This window comes from Microbacterium protaetiae, from assembly GCF_004135285.1.
Classification (GTDB): domain Bacteria; phylum Actinomycetota; class Actinomycetes; order Actinomycetales; family Microbacteriaceae; genus Microbacterium; species Microbacterium protaetiae.
The window spans coordinates 2522189-2539985 of sequence record NZ_CP035494.1; the positions used below are offsets into that span (position 1 = coordinate 2522189).

Here is a 17797-nt window from a genome sequence, read left to right on the forward strand (position 1 = left end):
GCTAGGACAACTACCCGTGACAATCACTTTCGATAAGAACGACTTCAACACGCCCGGCACAGGCCGCGGACTCCTCGACGTCTTCAAGTATCGGTACCTGCTGCGAGTGCTCATCTCCAAGAGCAGCTCGCTGCGCTATCGCAACTCGGTGCTGGGCTGGTTCTGGTCGTACGTGCGGCCCACCGTGCAGTTCCTCGTCTATTACCTCGTGATGGGGCGCATCGTCGGGCTGCATGGCAGGGTCGAGGACTACCCGATCTACCTGTTCTCGGGCCTTGTCATCGTGAACCTGTTCAACGATGCGATGGGCGCCACCACCCGTTCGATCGTCTCGAACGGTGCGCTCGTGCGAAAGATCTACTTGCCGCGTGAGCTGTTCCCGATCGCGGCCGTGGTGGGCTCGTTTGTGCACTTTCTGCCGCAGATGGCAGTGCTTATGTTCGTCTGCGTGCTGTTCGGCTGGCTGCCGAGCCTCACGTCGGTGGGTCTGATGCTTGCCGGCCTTCTTCTGGTGACGACGTTCGTTCTCGGCGTCGGGCTGCTCTTGTCTGCCATCAACGTGAGGTTCCGCGACGCGCAGAACTTCATCGAGATCATCCGCACCATCGCCACCTGGTCGTCGCCGATCATGTACACGTGGGTGATGGTGTACCAACACACCACGAACCATCGTTGGATCTTCGACATCTACATGAGCAACCCGATCACCGTCGCCGTCGAACTCTTCCACAACGCCTTCTGGGCCCCGCTCGTTCCCGAGAGCTCGCGCCTGGGTTGGGCGCCCGGCTTCGAGTGGCACGTGCTCTCGGCCGTGGGCATCATCATCGTGGTCACGTTCATCGGCCAGTTCGTCTTCCGGCGTTTCGAGCGCACGTTCGCCCAGGATCTGTAATGGCAACGAACACCTCGAACATCGCCGTGCGCACATCACGCGAACAGAAGCCCGCTATCGTTCTCGACAACGTGTCGAAGTGGTTCAACAAGCGCTCGACGCGCTCCTTCAAAGACGCCTTCATCAACTGGATTAAGCGCCGGCCCCTTCGCTCTCAGCAGTTCCAGGCGCTCAAGAACGTGACTTTCACGATCAACGAGGGCGAATCCGTGGCAGTCATGGGTATGAACGGCTCGGGCAAGTCCACGACACTGAAGCTCGTCTCGGGTGTCCTTCGCCCCGACGAAGGCGAGGTGCTCACGCGCGGGCGCGTCGCTGGGCTCATCGAGGTCGGCGCGGGATTCCACCCCGATCTGACCGGGCGCGAGAACGTCTTCCTCAACGCCGCCATTCTGGGCATGAGCGAGAAGGAGACCAAGGCGCGCTTCGATGAGATCGTCGCGTTCAGCGAGATCGGTGACTTCATCGATCAAGAGGTCAAGCACTACTCGTCGGGCATGTTCATGCGCCTGGCGTTCAGCGTGGCCATCCACATCGAACTCGACGTGCTGCTGGTCGATGAGGTGCTCTCGGTCGGTGACGCACCGTTCCGAGAGAAGTGCAACGCCAAGCTCAAAGAGATGGCAGGCAGCGGCGTCACCATGATGATCGTGAGTCACAGCGCCGGCCAGGTCAAAGAACTGTGCCGGCGCGGCATCGTCATTCGCAAGGGCGAGGTCATCTTCGACGGCGGCATCGACGATGCGCTTGCGGTACTCGAAGGCCGAGACCCGGCCGCCTCGGCAGGCTGACCGCTCAGCTCACGTAGTCGGCCAGCGAATCCGCGGCGTCGGTTGGAGTGAACCCGGTGTCGCTGATCTTGCCGAGATCGAGAACGCTGTTGCGTGGCCGCGGCGCGACCGGCCCGTCAGCGGCCGCGAAGTAGTCATCCGTCGACACGCCGGTCACGCGCGCGGGGTCATACCCGGTCAGTTCGAACACGCGTCGCGCGACATCCGCCCAGGTGGTCGGTTCACCGGCGCCGGTGACGTTGTACACACCGTGAGGCGCTTGAGTACTGAGCAGATGATGGATGCCGCGGGCCAGGTCAGAGGTGAAAGTGAGGCGTCCGGTCTGATCGTCGACGACCTTCGGATCGATACCGCGTTCGGCCAGCGACGCCATGGTGCGCACGAAGTTCTTGCCCTCGCCGATCACCCACGAGGTGCGCACGATGTAGTGGCGCGGTACCGTCGCCACGATCGCGTCGCCGGCGGCCTTGGTCTGGCCGTAGACGCCGAGCGGGCAGAGCGCGTCTTGCTCGGTATAGGGCCGTGAGCCGGTGCCGTCGAAGACGTAGTCGCTGGAGACATGCACGAGAGTGAGTCCGTGCGCAGCCGCCAGGCGCGCGAGCGCGCCGACAGCGGTGACGTTGGCTGCCCAGGCATTCCGGCGTCCCTCGGGTGTCTCCGCGGCGTCGACCGCGGTGTATGCGGCGGCGTTGATGACAGTGTCATAGTCGCGCCAGCGGCGGGCCGTCACAAGGTCGGGCGCGGTGAGGTCGAGGTCGGCGCGGGTCGCATACTCGACGTGCGCGGCATCCCCGAATTCCGCGCGCAGCGCGCGGCCCAGCTGCCCGTTCGCGCCCAGCACGAGGGTCTTGCGCGGTGCGACCGGAGTGACGTCTGCGAGTCGCGGGTGCGCGGCATCCTTCGCCGACAGCTCGGCCCGATCGAGCGGAATCGGCCACGCGATGGCGGCGGTCTCGTCGGCGAGATTCAAGAACGTGTACGACGCGTCGGGTGACCAGTGGTCGTTGACGAGATAGGTGTAGGCGGTGTCGGGCTCGAGCGTCTGGTAGGCATTGCCGACCCCGCGCGGCACGAAGATGGCCCGCGACGGATCGATCTCACACGTGTAGACCGCGCCGAACGTGGGGCCCTCGCGCAGGTCGACCCAGGCGCCGAAGATGCGGCCGGTGGCCACCGACACCCACTTGTCCCAGGGTTCGGCGTGGATGCCGCGGGTCGTGCCAACCGCGTCGTTGAACGAGATGTTGTTCTGCACCGGGCCGAAGTCTTCCAGACCCGCGGCGGTCATCTTCTCGCGCTGCCAGTTCTCTTTGAACCAGCCGCGGTTGTCGCCGTGCACCGGCAGATCCCAGACCACGAGCCCGGGGATCGAGGTGGAAGTCGGTTGCAGGGGCTTGCCGTAGTCGGTCATCACTGTCCCTTGCGGGCGTAGAAGGCTTCGGTGGCGTCTTTGGCCGGAGCCCACCAGTCTTCATGCGACCGGTACCAGTCGATGGTGGCGGCCAGCCCCGCCTCAAAGTCGCGGTAGCGCGGCTGCCATCCGAGCTCGTTGCGCAGCTTCGTCGAGTCGATCGCGTAGCGCAGATCGTGTCCGGCGCGGTCGGTGACGTGATCGTACGCGTCGGCTTCGTGCCCCATGAGCCGCAGGATCAGCTCGACGACGGTCTTGTTGTCTTTCTCGCCGTCGGCGCCGATGAGGTAGGTCTCGCCGATACGGCCCCGATCGAGGATGGTGAGAACGGCAGACGAGTGGTCGTCGGCGTGGATCCAGTCGCGCACATTGAGCCCGGCGCCGTAGAGCTTGGGACGGATGCCGCGGATGACGTTGGTGATCTGCCGGGGGATGAACTTCTCGACGTGCTGATACGGGCCGTAGTTGTTCGAGCAGTTCGAGATCGTCGCCTGCACACCGAACGAGCGCACCCATGCGCGCACGAGCAGGTCGGAGCCGGCCTTCGTCGACGAATACGGCGAAGACGGGTTGTAGGGGGTGTGCTCGGTGAACCGAGCCGGGTCGTCGAGTTCGAGATCGCCGTACACCTCGTCGGTGGAGATGTGGTGATACCGGGTGCCGTGTTTGCGTGCCGCTTCGAGCAGTGTGTACGTGCCGACGATGTTGGTGTCGAGGAACGGCCGGGGATTGTCGAGGGAGTTGTCGTTGTGCGACTCGGCCGCGTAGTGCACGACGGCATCAACCTGTGCGAACAGTTCGTCGACGAGGGATGCGTCGCAGATATCGCCCTGCACGAAGGTGAACCTGTCGTCGGGCAAGCCGTCGAGCGAGGTGCGATTGCCCGCGTAGGTGAGCTTGTCGAGCACGGTGACGTGATGGTCGGTGTGCTCGATCACGTGGTGTACGAAGTTGGAGCCGATGAACCCGGCACCGCCGGTGACGAGCAGCTGACTCATGCGCGTCCTCTCTTGAGAAGGTCGAGAAGGTAGCTGCCGTAGCCCGATTTCACGAGCGGCTCGGCGCGTTCGCGCAGCTCGTCGTCGGTGAGAAAGCCCTGACTCCAGGCGATCTCTTCGGGGCAGCCGATCTTCATGCCGGTGCGGCGTTCCATGGTGCGCACGTAGTCGCCCGCGTCGGTCATCTGGTCGAAGGTTCCGGTGTCGAGCCACGCGGTGCCTCGGGGGAGCACCTCGACCTGCAGCTTTCCACGCTCGAGGTAGGCCCGGTTCACGTCGGTGATCTCGTATTCGCCGCGGGCGCTGGGCTGCAGCGTGCGTGCTATCTCGATGACCTCGTTGTCATAGAAGTACAGTCCGGGAACCGCATAGTTGCTCTTGGGCTGTGCCGGCTTCTCTTCGAGTGAGATGGCGTGGCCGCCCTCATCGAACTCGACGACACCGTACGCCTCGGGTTGCGAGACCCAGTACGCGAACACCGCACCGCCGTCGACATCAGAGAACCGCTTGAGCTGGCGACCGAGCCCCGGCCCATAGAGCAGGTTGTCGCCGAGCACGAGGGCGACCTTGTCATCGCCGATGAAATCGGCGCCGATCGTGAACGCCTGCGCGAGCCCATCGGGGGAGGGCTGTTGCGCGAAGGTCAGCGAGACGCCGAACTGCGAGCCGTCGCCGAGCAGTCGCTCAAAGAACGGCGCGTCGTGTGGCGTGGTGATCACGAGGATGTCGCGGATGCCGGCGAGCATGAGCGTCGACAGTGGGTAGTAGACCATCGGCTTGTCGAACACCGGGATCAGCTGCTTCGACACCCCGAGGGTGATCGGGTGCAAGCGCGTGCCGGAGCCGCCGGCGAGGATGATGCCCTTCACTCTGCTATCCTCTCAGCGCAAGCCGCCTTGCGCTAACCTCCTTACGCGCAAGAGCACTGACGGCAGGTGCGGATGCATGCGATCTCGATGGGCGGCGGGGCGTCCTGATAGCCTGCTCAAGTCGTCTTGACGGGGGAGGTGCGGTCGGTGTCGGGCATCCTGGTTCACGAGTGGCTCGCGCGCCATGGTGGTTCCGAGAACGTCTTCGAGGTTCTCTCGCAAGCCTTTCCCGACGCCGAACGATTCTGCCTCTGGAATGACAGTGATGGACGTTTCCGCGGCGTACACGAGACCGTGCTCGCACGTACCCCTTTGCGCCGCAGTAAAGCGGCAGCCCTGCCGTTCATGCCCAGCGTGTGGCGGCATCTGCCACGGCGCGACGCGGAGTGGGTGCTGTGCAGCAGTCACCTTTTCGCGCACCATGCTCGCTTCAGAGGCGCCGCGCGCGACGCCCCCAAGCTCGTGTACGCGCACACACCAGCTCGGTATGTGTGGGCGCCCGAATTGGATGGACGCGGCAGCGGCATGGTGGCGCGCGCCGTCTCTGGGTTGCTGAAACCCGTTGATCGCAAGCGCGCGGCCGAACCGGTATCGATCGCGGCGAACAGTGCGTTTGTGGCGCGGCGCATCGCCGAGACGTGGAAGCGTGAGGCGACCGTCATCCATCCGCCAGTGAACGTTTCGGCGTTCGCGACGCCAGTCACCGACCTCACGTCGGCCGAGCACGAGATACTCGCCGGTCTTCCGCCCGAGTTTCTGCTCGGTGTGTCGCGCTTCGTGCCGTACAAGCGCCTTGACCGGGTGATCGAGGCGGGCGCCGCGGTCGGCGTGCCGGTGGTGTTGGCGGGCGGCGGGCCCGATGAAGATCGCCTGCGCGCGCTCGCGGCCGAGGTGCGCGAGCCGGCGATGTTCGTACAAGATCCCTCGTCGAGGCTTCTCGCGGCCCTGTATCGACGTGCCCACGCCTTGGTTTTCCCCTCAGTGGAGGATTTCGGCATTATGCCGGTCGAGGCGATGGCAAGCGGCACACCTGTCGTCGCCAATGCCGTGGGAGGAACTTCCGAGAGCGTTGTCGACTCAGTCACCGGTGCGCTCGTGCACGATTGGACACGCAGCGAGCTCACCAGCGCTGTCGAACGCGCGGTCGGGGCAGACCCGAACGCATGCGTCGCTCGAGCGCTCGAGTTCGACACGAGTGTGTTCGTCGACCGCATCACCGATTGGGTGGCAACACAGACGCAGACGCGCGGTGCAGCGTCACCGATATCGTGACCACGCTGTATGTCGACGATCGCTATCGCGGTGCGCATGGCATCGGCAGATACGCACGCGAGGTGCTGGCGCGCCTGCGCCCGCACTGGCAGTCACTTGATCTCGACGGCAGCCCGCACTCACCGCTCGACGCTTTCCGCGCGCTGCCGACGGTCGGTCGCAATGACGTTGTGTACTCGCCGGGGTACGGCGCGCTGGTGCGCGCTCCGCGGCAGATACTCACGATCCACGATCTGATCCAACTGCGCTCGCCGGGGCTTCACCGCGTGAAGTTCGCGGCATATTATGCCGGCCCGGTGCGAAGCGCCGTGCGCAAGGCGGGGCTGGTGCTCACAGTGTCGCAGACGTCGCAGCGTGAGATCCGTGAGTGGGTGCGCGACGATTCCGTGCGGGTGGTCAACGCCGGTAATGGATGTTCTGCGGCGTTCCGAATGCAGGGTCCCGTCGAAGAGGCGACAGACCCCTACGTCGTCTTTGTCGGCAACCTCCGTCGGCACAAGAACCTCGATGTCGTGCTGCGCGCCCTGCCCTACCTCCCCGACGTGCGGCTGCGCGCAGTGATCCCTGAGCGCGAGCGAGAGGCGGCTCAGGCGCAGGCGGCTGCCTTGTCTCTTGTCGATCGCGTCGAGTGGCTGCACGATGTCGACGACGAGCACCTCGCAGCGCTGTACCGGGGAGCCGCTGCCACCGTGATGCCCTCGACCCTTGAGGGTTTTGGGCTTCCGGCGCTGGAATCGATCGCCTGCGGCGTCCCAGTCCTCTTCTGGCAGGGCTGTGACGCAGTGGCCGAGATCGTGGGCACCCGTGGCTGGTCGCTCGCGTCGGCGCAGGATGCCGCGGAATGGGCCGCTGCACTCACGGAAGCTGTCGCCGCGCCGCGCCGTGTCGAGCCACCAGCGGGCGTGCACGACTGGGACCGCACAGCCGACATCATCTCCAGCGCACTCGAGCAGGCACTCACAACCGCTGGTTGAGCTCGGCCAGGTGCAACGCGACTGAACTGAGACACCTCAGCGCCCTGCGAGCCCGCACACGAACGCCTCGAGCGACTCGGTCTTGGCCGTCCAAGACTCTGACGCCGCGCGCTGGATTCCCGCGAGGTTGGGGGAAGGATGCCGCAGCGCCCCACCGATCGCAGCGTCGGCCTCGCCCGAACCTGCGTAGGTGAACAGGCCCGATGTCTCGTCGGCGCTGATCACGGGCGTTTCGCGTGCCACGACGGACAGTCCTGCCGCCAGATATTCATAGAGCTTCATCGGACTGCGCCCCGCGTTGAGCGGATCGTCTGAGAGCGGTAGCAGCCCGACGCGCGCGCCGTGCAGCAGCGCGGGCAACTCGCCATACGGCACCGGTCCCAGCACGTCGACGTTCGCCGCAACCGGCGGCGGCGACGACGCTCCCACACCCGCGAGCGCAAATCGAACATCAGGGTGGGTGCGCGCCCACGCATCCAGTTGTGCCCAATCGAACCGGTCGTCGAGCGCGCCGACGTACACGCACATCGCTTGGCGCTTATCGCGCAGGTCGTCACCTGCCCCGAAGTGCTGTGTGTCCACGCCGTTCTCGAGAACCAGCGACGGTACATCCAGCGGCCCCAGCGCCCGCAGCACCTCGCCGGAGGTCGCGACGATGCCGTCGGCCGCCGCCACGATGCTGCGCTGCAAGCGCTGCTTCTCACCTGATGGGTAGAGATCGGTTGGTCGGTACACGAGTCGAGGTGCGAGAGCTCGCACGGAGTCGTCCCACAAGAGGGGCTGGTCGACGAGCACGGCGTCGAACGCGGGATCGATTCCCTGCCGCGTCAGCTCGCGCGCGACGCGGAACGGCCCATAAGGACGGGGGAGGGTCGTGCGCGGCACCAGGTGCGTCACTCCATCGGCGTCACGGTATGCACCGCGCGGGACCGCGGCATCCATCGCATGGCTCACACGTCGCGTGGCGCGATGCGCGAGCGAGATCGGTGTCGAAAGGTGCACCACGTCGGCTCCGCTGAGCGCGAGGGTGCGGGCGTAATGGTGGCTGCCGACACGGAATGGGCCGAACGCGTGGCTGTGGGAAAGGAAAAGGATGCAGCGGCCGCCCGCATCGCGTGGCCCTTCGGGCATACCCTGCTCGCTCATGACCGCGCGGCCCGGATCGTGTCGCGCACCTCGGCCTCAAGGTCTGACAGGGTCTGGTCGGCATCGCGCATGCGTTCGGTCACCTCGGCGGTGCGACCCAACTGCTCGCGCAGGAACTGCTGCATCCGGTCTGGGTCGCTTGTCGCTGCGTCGAGGGAGATGTCGTTCAGTCCCACAGTGGCGAACGCATCCGTGATCTTGTGCGTTGGGTGGGGCACGAGTTCGGCCGGCACGGCACCGCTCAGGGCGGCGAGCACGAGCACGTGCATCCGGTCGCTGATCACCAGGCGTGCGCCGTCGTAGCGTTCGCGCAGCAGCGTCTCTTGCGTGACCGGATCGGTGGCGCCCCACGGTTCGAAGACTCCGCCTAGTGCATCGGAAAGTTCGCGGGCGCGGGGCTCGTCTTCACGCACCTGCACGACGGTGCGGATGAGCAGCCCCTCGGCGGCGGCGGCCGCGCGCACCGCCTGCACCCAAGCGTCGCCGGGCATCGGACGTGCACCGCGCAGGCTGACGATCAGCTCGCTGCGTTCGACCCAGGGACGTCCGGTACGGACGCCGGCCGCGAACCCGATATCGGGAGCGACCCGGCCCCCGCCGACGACCGCCGCACTCGCGTCATCCCGCCACAGCGCGATCTGCGAGAGGCGTGCCGCGCGTGCGTGCAACCACCTCGCAGGATTGGTGGGCGCACGGATGCCGCGGGGCGGCCGTACGACGATGCCCCGCTTAATCCGCACGATGAGGGTCTCGACGAAGAAGACCAGTTCGCGCAGTCCGTTGCCGCGGTCAAGTGGCACCTCACCGGCTTCGAATATAAGCACTGGGCGTGGGGGAGCGGTCACCAGCATCCACAGCCACTTCGGCACGCTGCGCTTCGAGCGCAGCACGATGGCATCGTCGGGCACCCCGAGCTGTCGTAACCAGACATCCGGCGCGGCACCTGCGTAAACGACAAGATCGCTGGAGCTGTCGCGCGCCCAGTCGAGCGTCCCGCGGCGGATGAGCGCGTCGCCGATGTTCCATTCGGGGCCTGTGAGTGAGACGAACGTGCGCGTGCAGTGCGCGCGTTGGCATGTCTTGCTCGCACCCGATCGCATGAATTCAATCTACTTCGAGGATGAGACCCTCCCTCGGCCGAAGAGCAGCCGAGGGAGTCAGTCAAAGCGCGGCAACTCCGCAAGTCGACCGCGCCAATGCGATATCCAGTGTGCGAGCGCTGCGCCGTTGCGTACCGCTCGAGGGAGACGGTCGCCGTCTGAATTCGTGGCCAGTGATTCAATGCGGCGCATGTCGAAGAGGCGGGCGACCGCCGGCTCTGCAACGATGCTCTGGGACATCGACCTCGCAGCCGCTGCTGACGTCGGGCCGCGTTCTGTGAATACTACTTGGCTGCGATGGGGGTTGACTGTCGAGTCGATGTCGGCCAGCACCGGATTGAGTATTCTCAAAACCGCAGGTCGGAGGTCCCGATTCTGGCGTGGGAGAGGCGGGACTGCGCACACGGTGCGCACCACTTCTGGGTCGATGAACGGTGTCAGAACGCGTCGCTCTGGTGAGAACAGGCGGAAAGGCGACACAGCGATCGCACGTCGTGTGCGAGTGAGTAGTCGCATGACGGTCTCCGCATACGGGTGATCGTCCCATGAGCGCGAGCGCGCGCGCCAATCTGCAAACGCTTCGGCTTCCCACTCATCCCGGATGCTCTGGCGCAGTACGCGTGAGTCTTGAAATGGTCTTGCACCCAGCGCGGACCACACCTCACGCGCGTGTTGTTCGGACGCCGAGGATGCAACGTTATCGTGGTACCTCATGAGCACATCGCCCGCAAGCCCATCGAAGAGCGAAGAACTCGCATGTTGGTTCCGCAGAACCTGGGCTAGCGGCATCATCCAGTTATGCATGCATGTTGCGTGCTCCAGGCGGACAAGGGTGGGTTCTCGCGCCGCCAGCCAGTCTTCTGTCTGGTAGTCGACAACGTGGTGCTCGATTCCAATGGCCCGGGCGATCTCTCCGGCTATCCGGATGTCTCCGTCCCAACCGTTTTCGTGATGCGTGGACCACGAGACGGGTAGAGCGTTGGGAGTGAGCAACGCCGCAAGCAATAGCCGGGAATCGAGCCCCCCGGAGAGCGTGAGGTCGACGCTTCTTGCTGCCGGCTGCGGCACAGCAGCCACGATCGCGGCCGCGAGATCATTGACGGTCGCTGTACCTGAGGGGTCCGTAAACCACCGAGGGAGGCGAGTACTCAGGCGTGTCTCTCCCGCCACATGATCGAGTCTCTGACCGGCGTCGAGCCTGCTGATCTCGACCATCGGCGTCGAGCCAGCCGAGAAGCCTGATAGGACAAAGTACGTCCGCCACGCCATGATGTCGGCGTGGACCGGTACATCTGCGAATTCTATGAGCGGTGACATGCGATTGGCCCAGAAAGTGGTCCCGCCGATCGCCCGAGTGAAGATGTCCTGGGTGCCGAGCCAGTCAGTGTGTAGGGTGGCTCCTTTACTGTTACTGTCGACCCAGAACCCCGCGAGCCCGATGTCTTCGCTGGCGTGTTGTGCTGTGCGCGGTCGTGTGTTGCGCGCGACGTAGCGGCCCCATACCCAGCCGTCAGGAACCGTCTCCAAGCCATCGGATCTGGACGCAGCGAATCGGATGTCTCGAGAATCGTGCAGCATTGTGACAGGTGCCGGCGAGCTTGCCAGCAGCCGATCAAAAAGGTGGTCTTCGTCCTCGCCGAACGCGCCACACACGAAAGGCTGGGCGACGAATCGCTCTCCAGGGACCGTTGGTGCCGTCACGACTCCCACTTTGCCACGCGTTGGCCGACAGCGAACCGCCCCAGGTTTGGTGCCGCTTCCTTTCGAGTCGAAAGGATAGCGTCACGCCGAAGAAGATTGACCCCGGGCTCCGCGAGCGAGCTGTCAGGTTCGCGCTTGAGCATCGGACCGAGTACGCGTCGACTGCGAAGGTGATCGCGGCCGTGGCCCGCCAGGAGGGTGTCGGTGCGGAGTTGATGCGCCGATGGGTTGTGCAGACCGAGATCGATGCGGGTGATCGTGGCGGGCAGACCAGTGAAGAGCACACGGAGATCCGCCGGTTGCAGGCGGAGAATCGGCGGCTGCGTGAGGGTGTCGCTATCCTCAAAGCGACGACTCTCTTCGTGGGGAACTCGACCTGCGCAACGGTTTATGGGCTTCATCGACCAGATGTGCTCGGAGGGCTTTGTCGTCGAGTTGATCGTCCGCGTCCGGCGTGAGCGGGGCGTGTCGATCGCGGCACATATGTTCGGCCCAACACTGGTATGGCCGTGCCCGAACCGCCCCCGGGACCCTACCTGTCAGTGTTGGGTGAGTCCACCACTCCATAGCAAGTCCGCCTTGTAGGACGGTCAAGTCCCCTGAAGTGGATGCTCCTATGCTGTCAAGCGGTCAGTGGTGAGCTGATTTGTTCCAGGGTGGCGATCGCTCGAGTTTCGAGGTCGGGATCGGCGCGGGTGCCGATCTCGAGCCGGCGTAGCCGTTGGTACGGGACGCCGAGACTGCTGGCGAGAACGCTGATCGGGATGCCGACTGCTTGTCGGCGGGCTCTGAGCTCGCGCCCGGCTGGGTTGTCGATGGCGGGGTTGAGCAGGGCGGCGTAGACCTCGTTCGCGACGCGCCTCTTGAGACAGCGCATGATGTCGCGGTCGGTGAGCTGCTCTGCACGGCGCTGTTCGAAGTAGGCCATCGTTCGAGGCTCGCGGTGACGCATGCGTAGAAGCACGATCCGGTGCAGGGCGGCGTTGGCGTGCCGGTTACCGCCGCGAGAGAGCCGGTGCCGCGTGCGTTGTCCGGACGAGGCGGGAATCGGGGCGACGCCGGCGAGAGCGGCGAAGCTCGCGCGGGTCCCCAGCCGCTCAGGGTTGTCGCCTGCGGCGACCAGGAGCGTCGCCGCAGTGACGGGACCGACTCCGCTCAGGGACAGCAGCGTGGGGTTGACCTGCCGGACCAGCAACTCAAGCTGTTGCTCGATCAGGTCGATCTCGGCTTGCATCGTGAGGTACCGGACCGAGAACCTTCGCAACGTCTGCCGGGCGACGATCTCGGGATCGGAGGACGCGATCGTTCCCGGCCGGGTCTTTGCGAGCGTGTTCACCAGTCGCTGCCCGCTGAGCGCTCGGAACGACTGCCGCACCAGCTCGGGCGCGGTGATCAGCAGCGCGTGGATCTGGTTCATCACCTGCGCCCTGGCTTTGGCCGCGGAGCGGCGCTCGGCGAGGAGGATCCGCATCGATTCCACCGCCCCGTCACCAGTCTTCGGGATCGCGGTGTCAGTTCCGGCCAGGACAGCGACGGCTGCCTGATGCGCGTCGAGCGGGTCGGACTTGCCCCGACGCCGTCGGGCCTGCCAGTCCTGTCGGGCGACTTCGACGACGGCCGGCCCCGCCGCATTCGCGCGCGGGAGAGGCCAGCCCCGTAGGAGCCGGTGCCCTCCACGCCGACACAGACGACATCGCCGTGCGCGTGGAGAAACGCGACTACCTGCGCATAGCCGCGGCCGTCGGCGCGGAACTCTCGGTCGGCGACAGGTTTGCGGACGTGATCGAGGATCGCGACATGATGCGTGTTCTTGTGCGTGTCGACGCCTGCGACCAGCTCGGTCGCTGGTGAGAGCGGGTTGGTGAGCGGCGGGTCGAGTGTCATGCTCGTCATTGGCGGGATTCCCTTCCAACGGTTGATGAACGTCACCGCAGGTCGGGTGAGTGCAGACAGCACAAAGGTGAGACGACTACCCGGTCAGGCTCCTATCAACTCATGTGCCCGCCCGGCCCGCAGCGACCCCGGCGTCGACGGACAGATCAACAAAAAGACAGCCGCGAACGGCGCCCGTGTAATTTCGGGTCACGCCGGCGCCGGAGCCGAATCCATGATCTCTGTGTAGCCGTTCTGTGATCCTTCGGGTTGGTTGTGGTGGTTAAGCGGGCACTACTTGTAGGACGAGTTGGAGGATCGCCAGTCTGATGAGTTTGAGTTCCGTGGTGGCGGCCGCCGCGGCCAATGATGGAGTCGTGCCCGCTGCCTCCAGTTCTGACCGTCCGGCCCGTCGGCGTTCGCTCACGCCTGGCTAGTAGCTGAAGTACCTGTCCGAGTGCGAGACGGCGTGCTAGTCCGGGCAGGGCATCGCTTACCTGCGTGGCGACGGCGTGTACTCGTCGTTGATCCCGGGGTGGCGTATGCAGCGCGATCGAGGATCAGAACACCTATCAGCGATCACACACCGCCAACCAGGCCCGGTGACAACACCACCCCAGATCACGACTTCGCCAGGGGACAGCAATCGTGCCGGGGCCCAGCAGGCCGTCAACTTTCAGGGTTCCTCCATCCGGGCGACGCAGAAAGTAACGGGGCATGCCATCGAAGTGTTCGAGCTAGAGAACTAGCGCCGTCCGATGCTCAGAGCCGGACCTAGTATCGTCATAGACGTGGATGATCAGACCACTCAGCAGATCCATGCGGACATCTCAGGGCAGGACGACAATCTCGGCGACTCCGCTTTGCGCAGGGGGTATCTCAGCGCGATAGCCGGTGCGGGACGTAGATTCCATGTCGTGGGTCGCATGCAGACATCCGACTACCTTTCCGGTCTCGCGCTGAGCGAGCAGCACATCTGGTACGCAGACCGGGACACATGGGTGAGGTCTGTCGACGCAAAATCCAAGATCATCCATGTCTTCAACGCCGGAGAGATCGATCTGGCCGGTGTGGTGCGATATCCGACTCCCCGTCGTGCCGATGAATTGGCTGCGGCGAAGGATTCGGGCGGTGTCGTCATTGCGGCGGGGATCGGCCTGAAGGACCCACGGCTAGCGCGATCAATCGAGTTTCGCTCATCCTTCCTCAACGCGGACGTCGTGTCGTGGCGCGATGCCGGCTCACAGCAGGCTGCCGGCTTCGGTGAGGTGAACCCGGATTGGGCGTTCATGCTCGGCTCGAAGACTGCCGACTGGCGATCGGTTGGCGCACGCAGCTATATCGCGGTCACGCTGCGCTTCGACAGACCGTACCCGGATAGTAGGTGGATTGCTGCGGTGAAGTCACTCGCAAATGCGACATCCACTCGAATCGTGACATTGGCACAGGTGTCCCGCGATGCGCCGCGAGCCGTACAACTCGCGGTAGATCTGGGCGGCGAATACCTCGCGCCCCGTAGTCTGGCCCATGATGTTCTCGAGGCGCATGTGCGAGGCATCTACCAGCAGTCGCTGGCTGTGGTAAGCGACCGAGCCCACGGACTCATCATCGGAGCGACCGAGGGCGCCTATCCCATCGGATCGGGGGCCGATCCGGGCAAGATTGTCCGCCTTCTCGACGCGGTGGGTCTCGGCACACTCATCGGGCATTTCGATCAGCTTCAGGACTTCGGTGAGCAGCTTCCAACGCGGCTTCGCGACCTGGCACCCGCAGTCGATGAAGCACGGGCTCGACTGGCACGCCTGACGCTGCGCATCCAGGCTGTGCTGGGCTCAGTCATGCCCTGACACGTATGCCGCAGGCACCCCTGGTGACGCCGCACCACATGGCGGCCGTTACGAGCGGCCGAATCGCGCGATCTCCTCCGTCAGGGTGGAGATGAAGGCCTCCGCGGGGATCTTTTCGTGGCGCGGACCGTCGTCACGAGTTGTCCGAACTAGCGACTTCACCTGGCGGTCCTCCAGGCCGGATGCAAATGGCTCATAGTGCTCGTCGAGATGGTGCTGGTCGCCGATGTTAGTCACGTACCGGATCCGGGCTGGCACGATGGCAGTCGTGTCATACCGTTCCAGGACGCTGACACGCGCGGGCACAGGGTCAGCATCTGCGCCGAACACCGAGCCCATCGCGACCCGGGTCACTCTTCTGGCGTGGTAACGTCGCACGTCCGTCTGCGGATTGAACGCCACAACCGTAGCCTCGGGAAAATAGGCGCCGAGCTGGAGCGCGCCGAATCCACCCATCGAAGATCCGGCGATGACGAGACGCTTCGCACCGAGCTCCTCCATGGTGCGGGAGACGAGCACCGCTAATTGCGGGATCAGATCGAGTGAATGTGTCCCGAGCCACCAGCCGCCCTCAAGACCGAGGTCGAGATCCATCGTGGGGTCGCCAAAAGATAGGACGTTATGACCGAGACTACGAAGCGAATTCACCCACTCAAACCTCGGTAGCACATACTTGCTCCGTCTGAGGACCCCATGAAAAGTGACGATGAGTATAGGTGACTCCGTGCGTCGAGTGAAGATCGGAATCGCGACAGACCCGGCTTCGACCCAGTGGAGGCTGTCTCGGCTCGCGGCGGTATGGTAGCTGGAGACGCTGTCGTGGTGAAGCAAATTCGGGTGGGACCCGGCGATTGCGTTGCGGACGCCGTGGGGGAGAGCCCTCCCAATCGCGCGTCTCCCCGAAGCTTCGAAGTCGCGAATGATCGCGCTCGCGCCAAGATCAATGCCGCGGTCGAGGCGGTTCCACAGTCGATCGATGTCGGTGTCATCGAGTGCGCCGTTGAACAACTTCGAGCGGATTGTGGCGCTTTCAAAGTCAAAGCGGTCCGCCTCGCTCGAGGTAGGTAGCACCACGTATCTGAATCCCTTCGTTGAAGCTTCCCGGCGCGGGGCGCCAGTCCATCTATTGTGGCGGCACAGTATCCATCTTCGTGAACCGACTTACCCAGGCATCCCTGGGAGCCCAGTCTCCGCCGCGACTTGGGCTGAAGCCGGGAGGGTGCGGAGCTTGCCGTTAACTGGCAGGTCATATGCTTCAGGCCAGGCGATTTCAACAATGTGGTCGAAAACCCGTCCGGCGCGGCGGTCTGTCAAGGGAACCGACAGTAGCATCCGCAGAATTACGCGCGAGTTCACTAGAATGTGCGTGTCATGGGCAATGTCCGACTCAAGAAGAACCTTGTTGAACCAGCTGACCATCCGGTGTTCCCAATAGAACAGGTCGAGCGGTTCATACCCATCTACTTCCAGAATACCGGTCGCTTCAGCCATCTCTTCGAATGCCTCTATCACTGAGCGGGGCGGTGCGATGTCAGACGTGAGGAGACGCGCGAACAAGTCAGCAGTGACTTCCAGGTGCTCTCTATTCCTAAAGAACCCGCGAGCGATCTCGTACAGGTTGGAGCGGACATGTAGCCGGTCGGGGGGGAGCTCCCGAAGGTAAGACGCGGCTACCGAACGGCCGTGGGTCACGAAGGTGCTGCGCTCAAGGAGTGCTTCCAAGGGAGCCGACTTCGTGAGTGGAATCACGCTATAACCACGGTGGTTCAAACCAAGGTGTGCTGCGAGCCGGGTCGCAATCTGGAGGTCGTAATCCGAGACCGACTTGGGGTCGCGGTGCCTTTTATAGGTGAAGAAGAGCGTCTCAGGGACAAGCTCACGCAAAGCTGCGGTGGTGATTCGGCTGTCTAGTCCCGCCGTGAGAGAGACCAACGGGCCGCCTCCGCTCCGCGATAGGAAGGGGTGCTGCCGGCGCATGAGATGGAGTACGGACGACGCCACAGCCCTCGGTTGCCCTGGCCTACTAGGAAAGGGGCCGACTCGACGAATGGTGAAGTCGCGCACGTTGACTTCCGTATTGGCAGGGACCATGTAGACGCCCGCGAAACGCGTGTACATTCCGGGAAACGTGTACGCATGGTTTTGGCGTAGCCAGTCGGGCTCTCCAAAGGGAGAGTACTCCAGACCACCTGCAGTCTCTGCGAGGAGGTTCTGGTGGGACGCAATCATCCGATGCTCAGCGGAATAAGAGGCAGAGAGCATGCCTGTCGCATCGGTTTGAAAGAAATCGCCTTCGGCCGATTGACCGAGGATGACGTAACGGCCGGCTAGCCACTCGAGCGCTTCATCGAGGTCTGACCGTGCCGTCTCCCACGCCTTGAGCAGGCCCGCGACGACCTGCGCACCGCTGACCTGGCTGCGGAGGTCCATCACGCTGCCGACGAGGAGGAGACTGCGGCCATCACGCTCGATGAAGCTCGCGCCGAGACGGGGATCCCGGGATAAGTACCACCCACCAACTTTATGGGTCAGCCAGTGGTCCGCAGGCGCGGGGCGTGGGGCGCGAGACAGCAAGTAGCCACGGGCGAAAAGCAGGTGCTCGAGGTCCTCGCGGGGCGTGAGCTCGGAATCGAGGACTGCGGCTTCATGCCATGCCTTAGTCTCCATCATGCCGCTGATTCTCCCACGAACCTCGACATCACCCTCGCAAGCCGGCTCGCGTGCAACACACGCACCGCGCGACAGACGCTCGAGGCCTTATGAATCTGTTGAGGAGTGCGGCGCGATGCTAGGCTGGATTGCGTCCTCAGCCCGCTCGTTCGCCCGTTGGCCACACGCGAGGTGATGCCAGCATCTCGGCCGTGCGCCGCATGGCGGGCAGTCTCGCACATGCCGTAGTAACCGTGCCACGGCCAGGCTGGCTG

Annotated in this window: 15 protein-coding genes and 1 pseudogene; 6 read left to right on the plus strand and 10 right to left on the minus strand. The window is 64.4% G+C overall.

Features of this window, described 5'->3' with window-relative positions:
• Positions 1-16: 16 nt before the first annotated feature.
• A complete protein-coding gene (locus tag ET475_RS11775; RefSeq protein WP_129390338.1) occupies positions 17-892 on the plus strand; it encodes an ABC transporter permease in 876 nt (291 codons plus the stop codon).
• A complete protein-coding gene (locus ET475_RS11780) occupies positions 892-1683 on the plus strand; it encodes an ABC transporter ATP-binding protein (protein WP_207205343.1) in 792 nt (263 codons plus the stop codon). The genes ET475_RS11775 and ET475_RS11780 overlap by 1 nt, the downstream gene beginning before the upstream one ends.
• A gap of 4 nt (positions 1684-1687) precedes the next feature.
• Here the strand turns inward: ET475_RS11780 and rfbD are convergent, their stop codons facing one another.
• The 3 genes from rfbD to rfbA are packed head-to-tail and all read right to left on the minus strand — an operon-like array spanning position 1688 to position 4961.
• Positions 1688-3094, minus strand: a complete 1407-nt coding sequence (gene rfbD, locus ET475_RS11785) for a dTDP-4-dehydrorhamnose reductase (RefSeq protein ID WP_129390341.1) — start codon at positions 3092-3094, stop codon at positions 1688-1690.
• Positions 3094-4092, minus strand: a complete 999-nt coding sequence (gene rfbB / locus ET475_RS11790; protein WP_129390344.1) for a dTDP-glucose 4,6-dehydratase — start codon at positions 4090-4092, stop codon at positions 3094-3096. The genes rfbD and rfbB overlap by 1 nt, the downstream gene beginning before the upstream one ends.
• On the minus strand, positions 4089-4961 hold the full coding sequence (rfbA, locus tag ET475_RS11795) for a glucose-1-phosphate thymidylyltransferase RfbA (protein ID WP_129390347.1): 873 nt from the start codon (positions 4959-4961) through the stop codon (positions 4089-4091). Before rfbA ends, rfbB begins: the two co-directional genes overlap by 4 nt.
• Positions 4962-5108: 147 nt before the next feature.
• Here rfbA and ET475_RS11800 point away from each other — a divergent pair, with 147 nt between their 5' ends.
• Positions 5109-6233, plus strand: coding sequence for a glycosyltransferase (locus ET475_RS11800; protein WP_129390350.1), 1125 nt, complete (start codon positions 5109-5111; stop codon positions 6231-6233).
• On the plus strand, positions 6230-7207 hold the full coding sequence (locus tag ET475_RS11805; RefSeq protein ID WP_129390353.1) for a glycosyltransferase family 4 protein: 978 nt from the start codon (positions 6230-6232) through the stop codon (positions 7205-7207). The genes ET475_RS11800 and ET475_RS11805 overlap by 4 nt, the downstream gene beginning before the upstream one ends.
• Positions 7208-7243: 36 nt before the next feature.
• Here the strand turns inward: ET475_RS11805 and ET475_RS11810 are convergent, their stop codons facing one another.
• From ET475_RS11810 to ET475_RS11820, 3 genes are read right to left on the minus strand one after another with little or no spacing between them, the layout of a single operon-like run.
• Positions 7244-8338 (minus strand): glycosyltransferase, encoded by a 1095-nt coding sequence (locus tag ET475_RS11810; protein ID WP_129393907.1) that lies wholly within the window; start codon positions 8336-8338, stop codon positions 7244-7246.
• Positions 8339-8349: 11 nt separating this feature from the next.
• Positions 8350-9453: a glycosyltransferase family protein gene (locus tag ET475_RS11815; RefSeq protein WP_129390355.1), complete on the minus strand. Its 1104-nt coding sequence runs from the start codon at positions 9451-9453 to the stop codon at positions 8350-8352.
• Positions 9454-9510: 57 nt separating this feature from the next.
• The gene (locus tag ET475_RS11820) at positions 9511-11154 is read right to left on the minus strand and encodes an asparagine synthetase B family protein (RefSeq protein WP_129390358.1); all 1644 of its coding nucleotides are present in this window, start codon (positions 11152-11154) and stop codon (positions 9511-9513) included.
• 95 nt (positions 11155-11249) lie between these two features.
• On the opposite strand from ET475_RS11820, the pseudogene ET475_RS11825 reads away from it, so the two are divergent.
• Positions 11250-11643: pseudogene (locus tag ET475_RS11825) on the plus strand (transposase); the annotation flags it as partial.
• Positions 11644-11776: 133 nt separating this feature from the next.
• Here the strand turns inward: ET475_RS11825 and ET475_RS11830 are convergent.
• Positions 11777-12625: a transposase gene (locus ET475_RS11830; RefSeq protein WP_129390361.1), complete on the minus strand. Its 849-nt coding sequence runs from the start codon at positions 12623-12625 to the stop codon at positions 11777-11779.
• On the minus strand, positions 12571-13047 hold the full coding sequence (locus tag ET475_RS18425; protein WP_422879945.1) for an IS110 family transposase: 477 nt from the start codon (positions 13045-13047) through the stop codon (positions 12571-12573). Before ET475_RS18425 ends, ET475_RS11830 begins: the two co-directional genes overlap by 55 nt.
• 770 nt (positions 13048-13817) lie before the next feature.
• Between ET475_RS18425 and ET475_RS11840 the strand changes: the two genes are divergently transcribed.
• A complete protein-coding gene (locus ET475_RS11840; RefSeq protein WP_242497611.1) occupies positions 13818-14873 on the plus strand; it encodes a polysaccharide pyruvyl transferase family protein in 1056 nt (351 codons plus the stop codon).
• A gap of 48 nt (positions 14874-14921) precedes the next feature.
• Here ET475_RS11840 and ET475_RS11845 read toward each other — a convergent pair whose 3' ends face one another.
• Together ET475_RS11845 and ET475_RS11850 are read right to left on the minus strand one after the other, a co-directional pair.
• Positions 14922-15947, minus strand: coding sequence for an alpha/beta hydrolase (locus ET475_RS11845; protein ID WP_129390370.1), 1026 nt, complete (start codon positions 15945-15947; stop codon positions 14922-14924).
• Positions 15948-16034: 87 nt separating this feature from the next.
• A complete protein-coding gene (locus ET475_RS11850; protein ID WP_129390373.1) occupies positions 16035-17543 on the minus strand; it encodes a hypothetical protein in 1509 nt (502 codons plus the stop codon).
• Positions 17544-17797 lie beyond the last annotated feature (254 nt).

Coding starts and splice junctions, on each gene's coding strand:
- ET475_RS11780 (WP_207205343.1), top strand. CDS start 892: ATGGCAACGAACACCTCGAACATCGCCGTGCGCACATCACGCGAACAG.
- rfbD (WP_129390341.1), bottom strand. CDS start 3,094: ATGACCGACTACGGCAAGCCCCTGCAACCGACTTCCACCTCGATCCCC.
- rfbB (WP_129390344.1), bottom strand. CDS start 4,092: ATGAGTCAGCTGCTCGTCACCGGCGGTGCCGGGTTCATCGGCTCCAAC.
- ET475_RS11810 (WP_129393907.1), bottom strand. CDS start 8,338: ATGCCCGAAGGGCCACGCGATGCGGGCGGCCGCTGCATCCTTTTCCTT.
- ET475_RS11815 (WP_129390355.1), bottom strand. CDS start 9,453: ATGCGATCGGGTGCGAGCAAGACATGCCAACGCGCGCACTGCACGCGC.
- ET475_RS11830 (WP_129390361.1), bottom strand. CDS start 12,625: ATGCGGATCCTCCTCGCCGAGCGCCGCTCCGCGGCCAAAGCCAGGGCG.
- ET475_RS18425 (WP_422879945.1), bottom strand. CDS start 13,047: ATGACGAGCATGACACTCGACCCGCCGCTCACCAACCCGCTCTCACCA.
- ET475_RS11850 (WP_129390373.1), bottom strand. CDS start 17,543: ATGATGGAGACTAAGGCATGGCATGAAGCCGCAGTCCTCGATTCCGAG.